This window comes from Streptomyces sp. PA03-1a (assembly GCF_033792805.1).
Lineage (GTDB): Bacteria > Actinomycetota > Actinomycetes > Streptomycetales > Streptomycetaceae > Actinacidiphila.
In genome coordinates, this window is sequence record NZ_JARAVO010000001.1 from 116,734 (window position 1) to 127,789 (window position 11,056).

At 70.9% G+C, this 11,056-nt stretch carries 8 protein-coding genes and 2 pseudogenes; 5 read left to right on the forward strand and 5 right to left on the reverse strand.

Features of this window, described 5'->3' with window-relative positions:
* Positions 1 to 68 precede the first annotated feature (68 nt).
* Positions 69 to 1,121, forward strand: a complete 1,053-nt coding sequence (locus tag PV341_RS00630) for an NAD(P)-dependent alcohol dehydrogenase (RefSeq protein ID WP_500329211.1) — start codon at positions 69 to 71, stop codon at positions 1,119 to 1,121.
* A gap of 349 nt (positions 1,122 to 1,470) precedes the next feature.
* On the opposite strand, the gene PV341_RS00635 is transcribed toward PV341_RS00630, so the two are convergent.
* On the reverse strand, positions 1,471 to 2,382 hold the full coding sequence (locus PV341_RS00635) for an NAD-dependent protein deacetylase (RefSeq protein WP_500356317.1): 912 nt from the start codon (positions 2,380 to 2,382) through the stop codon (positions 1,471 to 1,473).
* Positions 2,383 to 2,970: 588 nt separating this feature from the next.
* The gene (locus tag PV341_RS00640) at positions 2,971 to 6,795 is read right to left on the reverse strand and encodes a S8 family serine peptidase (RefSeq protein WP_500356310.1); all 3,825 of its coding nucleotides are present in this window, start codon (positions 6,793 to 6,795) and stop codon (positions 2,971 to 2,973) included.
* 434 nt (positions 6,796 to 7,229) lie between these two features.
* Between PV341_RS00640 and PV341_RS00645 the strand changes: the two genes are divergently transcribed.
* On the forward strand, positions 7,230 to 7,778 hold the full coding sequence (locus PV341_RS00645; RefSeq protein WP_500329222.1) for a GNAT family N-acetyltransferase: 549 nt from the start codon (positions 7,230 to 7,232) through the stop codon (positions 7,776 to 7,778).
* 115 nt (positions 7,779 to 7,893) lie between these two features.
* Here the strand turns inward: PV341_RS00645 and PV341_RS00650 are convergent, their stop codons facing one another.
* Positions 7,894 to 8,553 carry a hemerythrin domain-containing protein gene (locus tag PV341_RS00650; protein WP_500329213.1) on the reverse strand — a complete coding sequence of 220 codons (660 nt, stop codon included), beginning with the start codon at positions 8,551 to 8,553 and terminating at the stop codon, positions 7,894 to 7,896.
* Positions 8,554 to 8,842: 289 nt separating this feature from the next.
* On the opposite strand from PV341_RS00650, the pseudogene PV341_RS00655 reads away from it, so the two are divergent.
* The 3 genes and pseudogenes from PV341_RS00655 to PV341_RS00665 all read left to right on the forward strand — a co-directional run.
* Positions 8,843 to 9,238 (forward strand): annotated as a pseudogene (locus tag PV341_RS00655) (SDR family oxidoreductase); the annotation flags it as partial.
* 176 nt (positions 9,239 to 9,414) lie between these two features.
* Complete coding sequence (locus PV341_RS00660; RefSeq protein ID WP_500356312.1) at positions 9,415 to 9,795, forward strand: SMI1/KNR4 family protein; 381 nt, start codon at positions 9,415 to 9,417, stop codon at positions 9,793 to 9,795.
* Positions 9,796 to 9,925: 130 nt separating this feature from the next.
* Complete coding sequence (locus tag PV341_RS00665; RefSeq protein ID WP_500329215.1) at positions 9,926 to 10,336, forward strand: cupin domain-containing protein; 411 nt, start codon at positions 9,926 to 9,928, stop codon at positions 10,334 to 10,336.
* Positions 10,337 to 10,442: 106 nt separating this feature from the next.
* Here PV341_RS00665 and PV341_RS00670 read toward each other — a convergent pair whose 3' ends face one another.
* Complete coding sequence (locus tag PV341_RS00670; protein ID WP_500329216.1) at positions 10,443 to 10,949, reverse strand: MEKHLA domain-containing protein; 507 nt, start codon at positions 10,947 to 10,949, stop codon at positions 10,443 to 10,445.
* Positions 10,942 to 11,056, reverse strand: a pseudogene (locus PV341_RS00675) (ketol-acid reductoisomerase); the annotation flags it as partial. The pseudogene PV341_RS00675 and the gene PV341_RS00670, both read right to left, overlap by 8 nt.

Genomic DNA, 11,056 nt, shown 5'->3' on the forward strand with positions numbered 1-11,056 from the left:
CTGCACCGGCACGTAGTGCTGCCCGCCGGCGAAAGCGAGGCACCCCCATGCAGATGCAAGCAGCTCGGATGCACGGGTACAAGGAGCCCCTGCGCATCGAAGACGTCCCCATGCCCGACCCGGCACCGGACGAGATCCTGCTGAAGGTCGCCGCGACCGGCATGTGCCGCAGCGACTACCAGCTCCTCAACGGCTACTTCGAGGGACCGTTCCCCGTGGACCTCCCCTACATCCCCGGCCACGAGGTCACCGGCCGGGTGGCGGGGATGGGCAGCGCCGTACCGAAATCGGTGGGCTACTCCGAGGGCGACATGGTCGTGGTCAACCCCAGCTGGGGCGACGGCACTTGCCGCCAGTGCCGGGAGGGCAACGAACAGCTGTGCAGCGGCAACGGCAGGTGGGTGGGCTTCGGACCTCCCGGAGGCTTCGCCGAGTACATGGCCGTGGAATGCCGACACGCGATCCCCGTCTCGGAGAACGCGGCGAAGACGCCCGAGGTCCTCGCCCCGATGACCGACGCGGGCATGACCCCGTACCGCGGGATGCGCAAGCTCCGGGACACCGGCAAGCTCGGCCCCGGCCGTACCGTCGCCGTCACGGGCATCGGGGGCCTGGGCAGCTACGCAGTCCAGTACGCGAAGCTGCTCGGCGGCGGAGCGACCGTGGTGGCCCTCGCCCGCAAGGACGGCAAGCTGGACGTGGCGAAGGAGAACGGCGCCGACTACGGGATCAACGTCCGCGACAAGTCCACCGAGACCATCCAGGACGAGCTGGAACAGCTCACCGGCCGCAGGACGATCGATGCCATCCTGGACTGCGTCGGCAGCAACGCGTCCATCTCCATGGGGTTCGACCTGCTGGGCCCCGAAGGGGTACTGGCGGCCGTCGGCCTCATGAGCCACCACGTCGAGCACAAGCAGTTCCCCTTCGTGGGGACGGAACTGACCTACATGGGCTCCTTCTGGGGCAACCATCTGGACCTGGTCGAGGTGCTCTCCCTGGCCGAAGCCGGCCTCGTCAAGCACAACGTCACCAAAGTCAGGCTCGAGGACATCAATGACAACCTCGAGGCCCTCGGCCACGGCGACGTCATCGGCCGCCAGGTCATCGTCTTCGAATGACGCCCGCGCGCCCGCGCGGTAGGTAGGCCGGCCCGCCGACGGCACGGCTCACGTGCGCGCCGCCCGCCTGTTTCAGGTGGGCGGCAGCGTCTTGTCGGTCGCCGTCAGATAACCGAACACCTCCTCGGGCCGCCCTCGTGGGCGGCCGCCGCGCCGAAGAACGGATTTCCGTGGGCGGTGTTCTCGTGCGCCTGCGAACGTGCCTCGTCCGCGAGGGCGTTGATGAGCCCAGCCGACCACGTATCGGCTGAGCCGGTTCGTGGCGGCACCCTGACGATTGGTCCTGTGGTGGGCGGGCCGGACGGGCGCGGTCGCCCGGCGGGATCACCGGCAGGTCGTCAACGGAACGTCAGCAACCCGCCGGAGCCGCCGCCTGACCGTCGACGGGGAGGTCCAGCCGGCCGGCCACGGAGGTGAGGGCCGTTCCCAGCGGGAGCTCGACGCGGGCGAGGGCGTACTGGTCGCCGCGGGTCGGGTCCCGGTTGACGATGAGCACCGGCTTCCCGGCCTGGGCCGCCTGCCGGACGAACCGCAGCCCGGACATCACCGTCAGCGACGATCCCAGCACCAGCAGCGAGGACGCCTCACGGACCAGCTCGCGGCACCGCTCGACCCGTCCCGGCGGAACGGCCTCGCCGAAGAACACCACGTCCGGCTTGAGGACGCCGCCGCAGACCGTACAGGGCACCACACGGAAGTCCCCGACCTGGTCGTCGGTGAGGTCGGCGTCACCGTCCGGATTGATCCCCGCGGCCACCGGCTCGAAGCCGGAGTTGGCCTCCTCCAGCCGCCGGGCGAGTTCGCCGCGCGGGCTGAGGGCGCCGCAGGAAAGGCAGACGACCCGGGCCAGGCTTCCGTGGAGCTCCACCACGTCGTCGCTGCCGGCGGCCTGGTGCAGGCCGTCGACGTTCTGGGTGATCGCACCCGAGAGCAGGCCGTGCCGCCCGAACGCGGCCACCACACGGTGCCCGGCGTTGGGGCGGGCGCGGCCGAAGGTCCGCCAGCCCAGGTGGCTGCGCGCCCAGTACCGGCGCCGGGCCTGTGCGCTGCCAGTGAAGTCCTGGTAGGTCATCGGGGTGTGCCGGCTCAGGCTCCCGCCCTCGCCGCGGTAGTCGGGGATGCCCGACTCCGTGGAGATGCCCGCCCCGCTGAGCACCAGCACCCCGCCGGCCCTCAGCGCATCGGCGACCGGCTCCAGATCCGTGGTGCCCGGTGGTAGGTCCTCGGGAGGGGTCCAGCTCAGGGTGGGGCGCATGCGCATGCCGCAAGGGTACGCAACGGCGTTCCCCAACGCGTCCTGCGCCTGCTCCAGCGGGAAGCGGTGGGTGACGATCACGGCGAGCGGGAACCGCTGATGGCACATCCGGGTGATCCGGATCGTGTCGTACACGTGCCGCGGGGTCGGCAAGACGCCGATGACGCGGATGTTGGCGCCGCGCACGTCCGTGATCTCCAGGACGGCGGCGGCCCGCTCGTGCTCGTCGGTCTTCGTCACGTCGATCGTGGTCGTGGCGGCGAGGCCGACCGGCCCCGAGCCCTGGACGATGACGTTCTGCCCGTACCGGATGCCGCCCAGCCGGTCCGGGGCGTGCGGCACCGTGGGCATGGCACAGCCGAGCGCGACGAGGGCCACGGCCGGGACGTCCGGCGGGATCTTGACATGGACCGTCTCGACGGCGACACGCCCGCCGCGCTGGCCGACTGGTTCGAGGGGCTGGCATCCCGCTTGGACTGAGCCGCCCCACCGCCCACGCCCCACGGCGAACGGCGGGTGCCGGGGGTCGTACCCCCGGCACCCGCCGTGATGGCTCGGCCCGCGCCTCCGCGGGGTTGCCGCGGAGGCGCTTGCTCACTTACCGAGCAGGTAGGCCCGTTCCACGGTCTGCTGCACCGTGTTGCCCGCCTTGTCGGAGGCCGTGACCCGCAGGGTCACGTACGCACCCTTCCGCTGGTCGCCCGGGCGCTCGATGGTCGCGGTGAACCGGTTGTGGCCGCGGTCCTCGACACGGACCCGTCCGTTCCAGCTCTTGCCCTCGTCGAAGGACGCCTCGACCTTGAGCTTGACCCCGGTGGGGGCGGCCAGCCCGTCCTGGTTCCGGACGGTCAGGGCGAGTTCGTGCCGCTTCCCGCCGTCGACGGTGTTCCGCACGTCGGCCGGGACACCGTAGTCGACCTGGAGGAGGGGCAGCAGGGTCTCCTCGGCCGCGGTGTCCGAGCGGAAGCCCCAGGACGTGAAGGTCCTCGTACCGGTCCGCCAGTACTCGGTGTCACGTCCGGTCGTCAGCTCCAGACGGTAGCCGGCCCGGCCCGCGGGGACGGCGAAGTTCCCCCAGGCGCCCGCGGACTCGCCCACCTTCTTGCCATCGCGGTAGAGGACGGCCGTCACGCTGTCCCCCTGGGGGTAGGTCGGGTCGTCCAGCGTTCCGGGCGCGCTACCGACCCTCCCGATGCCGCCGCCGGCGGCGGGCTCCTGCTTGCGTGCCCAGTGACCCGCCGCGTCGGTGTACTCCGGGATCGCCACGCTGAACAGGTCACCGGTGCGGACGGCCGGACGGCTCCAGCCGCGCGGGATCGACGGCCGCACCACGGCCTCGTACCACTCCTCCGAGGCCTTCTCACCGGTCTTGAAGGTGCGGGGGGTGTCCCGCAGACCGGACTGCAGCGCACCGCTGTAGAACAGGTCGGGGCCGGCCATGAAGTCCACGTAGTGCATGAACTGCGTGTCCCCGGAGGTGACGTACTCCGTGCGGGTCTTGCCCGTCGGCGCCCAGCGCGAGGTCTCCCAGGCGACCTGCGCGTAGGGTCGCCAGCTGAACCGCTGCTCGCTCGTCCAGTGCAGTGTGCCGTTGTCCGCGTAGGAGGCCTTCACCTGCGCGGTGTTGCGGTCCGTGACGGTGTACGTCACGTTCTGCGGGATCTGCTGCTGCCAGTTCGCCGCGATGTCGTACAGGTACGGGCTCTCGACCGTCCCGGAGACGTCGACGACGGCCTTGTGCTTCTTCATGTACTGCAGCAGCTTGGCGCCGTCGTCCCCGGTCATCCGGATGACGGGCACGACGGAGCGCGTGTCCATCGGCTTCCAGCTGGTGTAGGCGAGGAACCCCTGGGGCAGGACGATCACGACGCCCTTCGCACCCGCCTTCGCGGCCATCTCCGCCAGGTCGTACCCGTCCATCGCGTAGTCGTCGCGGATCACCGCGAGCTTGCCCCGCACGGTGGCGGGCCGCAGGTCCGGCTTGTCCCTCGTCCCGGCGTCCACGGCGACGAGCCGCTCACCGTCGGGGTCGAACGGCGTGGACTGCTTGGCGTAGAACGACTCCAGGTCGAAGTCCGCCCCGCGGACCTCGGTGATGAGGTCGGGAGCCGTCATCTCCCAGCGGGAGTTGAACTCGAACTCGCCCTCGGTGACCTTGGACGTGGGGTTCACCCACAGGTCGACGTCCCCGCCGCCGTCCTCGTAGTAGATGCCCATGGTCTGCTCGACGCCGTCGATCTTCCGGTACATCTGGTACGTCAGGTTGTTGCGGCGCTCGGCGGGCTTGGGCGTGCGCACCTGCACCGGCTTGGCCTTGCGCGCGTCCAGGGTGACGGTGGTGTCCTTGGTGACCTTCACCTCGGGATCGATCACCTGGATCACCCGGACGCCGTCGCCGCCGTCCTCCGCCAGCGTGCCGCCGATCAGGTAGGTGCCCTCCTCGACCTGGGCGACCCCCGAGTCGGTGAACTGGACCTCCGTGTCCCCTCCGAAGACGTCCAGCAGGGCCCATGCCGTGGGCTCCCCCTCCAGCCCGAGGGAGTCGATGGTCAGCTTGTGCATCGGAGCGCGCACCCACAGGCTGAGCGTGGTGTGCACCGACACGCCGCCGGTGGACGTGGCGGTGACGTAGCCGTAGTAGCTGCCGCGGCCCGCCTTCGCCGGGTCGACGCCGACCGGCACCTCGACGGTCGCGCCGGGGGCGACGCGGACGGTGTCAGGACCCAGCGTCAGCGCCTGAGCGGGGAGTTCCTTGCCGCCCTTGGCCTTCAGCGCCGCACGCAGGCTCAGCGAGATCTCGTCGCCGGAGTTGTTGGTGTAGCGGATCACCCCGGCCCGCTGCACCGGCGATGCGTCCCGGTCGAACGGGCCCAGGATGATCGTGCCGGTGGCGGTGACGGGGGACGTGAACGCCGCCTTGACGTCGACGCGTCCGCCGCCCTGCTCGGTCGGCACCTGGCCGGACACCGTGTGGGACGTGCTGATCAGCGCGTCCTTGAGCTGCTCACCCGTCCAGTCGGGGTGCTGCCCGGCGATCAGGGCCGCCGCACCGGCCACATGGGGCGTGGCCATGGATGTACCGCTTGCCGCGATGTACTGGTCGTCGACCGGTTCGCCCATGGTCGTGCCGGCGGCGCGGGCGGCGACGATCCCGACGCCCGGAGCGGTGATGTCCGGCTTGGCCGCCTTGTCGCCGAAGCGCGGGCCACGGCTGGAGAAGGAGGCCAGCGAGTCGTCGCGGTCGACCGCGCCGACGGTGAGGGCGGCGTCGGCCGCGCCGGGCGAGCCCACCGTCATCTCACCGAGCTCGCCGGTGTTGCCCGCGGCGACGACGAAGAGCGCGCCGCTGCTGCGGGAGATCTCGTTCACCGCCTGGCTCATGGGGTCGGTGCCGTCGGTCTGCATGTCTGCGCCGAGGCTCATGTTGACGACCCTGGCGCCCTGCGCCGCGGCCCACTCCATGCCCGCGATGACCTGGGACTCGCTGCCGGAGCCGTCGTCCCCGAGCACCTTGCCGATCAGCAGGTCGGCGCTGGGCGCGACGCCCTTGCGCAGGCCCGCGGAGGCGGCCCCGCTGCCGGCGGCGGTGGCGGCGACGTGCGTACCGTGGCCGAAGTGGTCTTGGGTCGAGCCGCTGTCGCTGAAGTCCTTCGCCTCGCTGACGCGGCCCGCGAGGTCCGGGTGCGTCTGGTCGGCGCCGGTGTCGAGGACCGCGACCTTGACGCCCTCGCCGTGGAAGCCGGCCGCCCATGCGGCGGGCGCGTTGATCTGCGCGGTGCTGCGGTCCAGCGTGGGACGCACCTTGTGGTCCAGCCAGACCTTCGGGGTCTCGGCCGCAGCGCTGGCCACGGACGCACCCGCCGAGGGCGCGAGTTGCTTCCAGAACGCGGCGAGGTCCTTGTCGGCCACGCGCAGCGCCTGGGCGTCGATGCTCGGCAGTCGCCGCGGCTCGGCCGAGTCGTCCTGGAACTTCGCGAGGGCGTCCGCCCGCTTGGCGGCGGCACGCGCCGAGCCCTTGGGCGCGGACACGATCAGGGGCAGGGCGTCGGTGTGCGCCTCGTCGTACCCCTGGGCCACCAGGCCCGCGACGTCGAACAGCCCCTCGTCCAGCTGCCCCGTGCGGACCAGCACGGCCGCGTCGGAGGGCAGCACCGTCAGGGCGCCGCCCTTCTCGGTCATCTGGAAGAAGACGTCCTCCCGGCCCGGCGCGCGCTGCACCGACGCCGTCTTCTTGCCGTTCGGCGCGTCGCTGACGGTGACCCGGTCGCCGGTGATCAGGCGGACGGTGGTCGCGCGGTCGTGGGTCGCCGGCGTACCTGCACCGGTCTCCGACGGGGACTGGGCTGCAACGGGCGTGATCGCACCCGTCGCCACCGTCGCCGACATCGCTATCACCGCCCAGAGGCGGATGCGTCTCATTGGTGTCTACAGCCTTTCTGTCAACCCGGCATCCGGGCAGGGCGCCTGAGAGTGGGCGTCATGACGCGTCGTGGTGAACCGTTCGACGGCGCTGCAGGTTCGGGCCGGGGATCGCCGCCGCCGGGCACTCCCGTGCCGGGAGCAAACCCCCTGTACAACTGCGGTTCACCGGACCTTCGGAATCATGCGTCGCACCAACCGGGCCTGTCACCGATCCCGCCTGGCACAACTGGGCCATGTCCCAACGGCGACACGGGGCTTTCTCCGACATGTCCCGGAAACGGCGGAGGTACCCCTGGGGGGCGCCGCTTGGGTTCGCGAGTCCTGGGCCGTCCGACCCGACAACGTACCCGGGGGACCGGGGGGTGCGTCGGAAAATGATCACTCTCGCGACCTTCTCTTCGGCAGAGGCCTAGCATGGCCGCATGCCCCACATGCCCCACATGCCGTCGCGAGTCGAACTGCGCCCGCTCACCCTCGCCGACCAGGATGAGTTCTGCTCGCTCGTGAGGGCCAGCACCGAGCTCTACGGGCCGTGGATGCAACTGCCCGCGACCGCCGAGGCGTTCCAGGACTGGATGCACCGCTTCGACGACGGCACCAACCTGGGCTTTCTGGTCCGCGTTCCGGACACCGGTGCGGCCGCCGGCACGGTCAACATCAACTCGATCATCCGGGGCCGCTACCAGGGCGCGTCCCTCGGTTACGCGGCTTTCGCCCCGTCTGCGGGGCGGGGTTACATGACCGAAGGGGTCGCCGCAGCCATGCAGCACGCCTTCGAAGACCTGCGCCTCCACCGGCTGGAGGCCAGTATCCAGCCGGCGAACAAGGCGTCCTTGGCCCTGGTCCAGCGCCTGGGCTTTCGCTACGAGGGTCTGTCCCCCGACTACCTCTACATCAACGGGGCCTGGCGCGACCACGAACGGTGGTCCATCACCGCACCATCCCCGTGGACGCCCGATCCTTCCCTTCCCGAGGTCTAGGCACCATCGGAATCGGACCGGGACCGTCCACGAACACGCCGACGGCGGTCCCGCCGTCGGGGCCCGGAGCGGGCACTCGAAGCGGAGCCGCCGTGGGCCGCCCGGGCAAAGGGTGTCAGTCGCCGATGCGGGGCGGGGTGCCGGTGCCGTACACGCGCTCGGCGTGGGCGGCGTACGCGCGCCCGGCGGCGTCCGTCAACGCCGAGCGGTGCGCCTCGGGCAGCTCCGCGAGGAGCGCCTCGACGACCTCGGGGTCCGCCTCGTACATCGCCATCCCGAGGGACAACGGCAGGACCTCCTGCGGTGTCCGGGCCATCCCGTGCTCACCGAGTTGCCTCCACTCGGCCGCGGTCACGTACTGCTCGGCGAGCGGGAGTACCTCCTTCTCCTCCAGTGCCAGGTGCTCCAGGAGTGCGGACAGCAGTCGGTCGAGTGCGGTCGCGAGGCGCCCGCCGTGCTCGGCGGTGGCGCGCCACCGGGGCAGCAGCCCGGTCACCTCTTCGTAGGTCTCCTCGATGGCGGCGTGCTGCTCCTCCATCGTGGGCACGATCGCCGTCGCCCGGTCGCCCCCGCGTTCGACCAGGCGCGGCCAGAGCAGCAGATCCTCGCCCTCGTGGTGCAGGTGCAGCAGGAAGCACACCTGCTCGGCGTGGGCACCGACCGTTCCGGCGCGCTCCACGTCGCCCGGCGCCACGTCGCGCACCAGTCGGGGAAGGAGGCGGAACTCCCGGCGCAGCATCGTGTGCGCCATGTACATGTCTCGGACATCCGCCATGGGCTCGTTCGTCTGCGTCACTTGAAACCTCACTCGCTGTGGCAACCACTTCGGGGGCCACTCTCGGTGGGCCGTCACCCTGGTACGCGCAACGGCCCGGGATCAACCGGATCGATACTTTTGAGGTCGCCTCCACCGACGGCGCCCTCCAGGCCATCGCCATTCCGAAAGCGGGACGGCGAGAGCCGTTTCGACAGCACGACCCGCGCAACCCTGTGCGTCATGTGCATTGCGTGGTGCGCCGGTTCATGTGCATTCGGCCGGCGACACCACGGCTCTCCGGTACCGAATGGCCGGTAAAGGTAGTTTAACGATAAACAACGCTTCCGGTCGCCCTGTACCTGGCCCTGAGAGTCCTAGGAACGCCAGGGCCCGTACCGGCCTTTCGGTGATCGCGCAGGCGTCATGGGGCCACCGGTGCGCCACTTCCGTTGCGGATTTCGCCGCGCCGGGCCACGCGGCCTACGGCGCGCTCAAGGGTGCGGTCGAAGTCCTGACCCTCTACCAGGCGAAGGAACCCGGGGAACGCGGTATCCGCGTCAAGGCCATCGCACCCGGGGCCACGGCAACCGACGTCGGCGGTGGCGGCACGATGCGCGACGAGCGGGTGCGAACACGTATCAGCTCGCAGGTCGCCCTCGGCCGCATGGGCGAGCCCGAGGACGTCGGCGCGGCACTCGCCGCGCTGCTCTCGGAGCCTGTGACGCCAGGTCCGCGCCTGGAGGGGGCGTCGAGGCGGAGGTGCCCGGCTGGAGGACCTCTGGTCCCAGCAGCTCGGGGGTCGCGCCGGTCCGTCCCGATAGCCTGCCTGCTCACACGCACTGCGGCCGCTCCAGGCAGCCGCGGGGAAGGCGGCAGACGGTGGACACGTCCTCAGCCGAGATCGAGCAGGTGGAGCGGGCGCTCGGGGTTGCGTTGCCCGAGGATTACCGCACCTTCCTTGCAGTTCAGGGAGCTGTGTCCCGGTTCTTTCCTCCGGCGGACGACTTCCTGCAGCTCTTCCCGGCCGGTGACCTGATCGGCCTCAATGAGGCCGCGGAGCTCGCCGCGCGTCTTCCCGGCGCGGTGATCATCGGCGGTGACGGCAGCCGTGAACTGCTGGTCTACGACGTCCGGCAGCAGCATCCCTCTCTGTACACGGTGGACGTCTCCGCCGAGGGCTGGTCCGATGCCATCCACCAGGCCTCGTCCATCACCGAGTTCATGGCCCGGTTCTCCGAACAGGGCCGGCTCTGGGAGTAGGCGACCATCCGTCTGCGCATCACACGTTCCCTGGCGGCCGCGCTCGCCGCCGATCGAAGCCGGGCCCCTGTCACAGCCGGGGACGCCGTCTTGTCCTCACTGCGGACAGTCCACGTTGCTGGAGGAACACATGAGCGCAGACCACGCACACCTGCCCCCGGGCGTCGAGGTGATCGCGACCCTGCCGGATGCGCAGCCGCGGATCCCGCAGGGCTCCGAGGCCAGGACCATCCGGGTCACCCTGCAGCCCGGCGACGCCGGCGCGCCGCCGCACCGGCACCCCGGGCCGCTCTTCGGCTACGTCACCCAGGGCGAGATCCTCTTCGAGCTCGAAGGCCAGCCGCCCCGGGTGCTCAAGGCCGGAGACGCCCTGTTCGAGCCCGGCGGCGACGTCATCCACTACCAGGGCGCCAACAACCTCCAGGACGCACAGTCCCAGCTGGTGGTGACCATGTTCGCGCCTCCCGGCACCCCCGTGCTGACCGTGGTCGGCGCGGACGAGCTGGCCGAGCGGCGGCACCTGCGGTACAGCCCGTCCTGACGCCCGGGAGGGCGACGGCCTCGCCGCTCCGGGCACGTACGCAGGCGGAGCGGACTGTGCCCATCGGGACGTCCCGATGGGCACGGTTGCCGCCGTCACACGTGACCTAGTCTGCGGACGGTCCGGGTCCGACCGGGGGACGGAACACGGCGGCCTGTCCGTGGTGGGTTCCGTCGGAGTCCTCGAGGTTCCACATGCACACGTCCTCGATCCGGAATATCCGGCCGTCCTTGTGCTGCCGCAGACCCTGGTACCCGTCGGCGTAGCCGCGTTCGTCCACCGATGCGAGCAGCGCGTCCCGGTCCTGCTGTGCGTCCGGCGCGGCCGACCGGCGCGACGGGAGGCCGATGAACTCCTCCCAGGTGTAGCCGAAGGACCGCTGCGCGGTGCGGTTGGCGTAGACGAACAGCGGGTCGGCCGACGTGTCGTGCGCCAGCAGCCCGAAGGGCGCCTCCTCGTAGAGCCACTGGGCCGCCTCGGCGTCCGATGCCCACACCGGCGGGCACAGGTGGACGCCCACCAGGCGGCGGTAACTGTCGAGGAGGAGCGTGGCGAAGCGCGGATCCCCGCGCCGGTCGGACGGCGCGGGGATCCGCCGGGAGGGGTCAGTCACCGTTCTCGACCCAGCTCATGAGCTTGCGGAGCTTCTTGCCGGTGGTCTCCAGCAGGTGGTTCTCGTCGGCCTTCTTGTACTCGTTGTACCGGGGCAGGCCGGCGTTG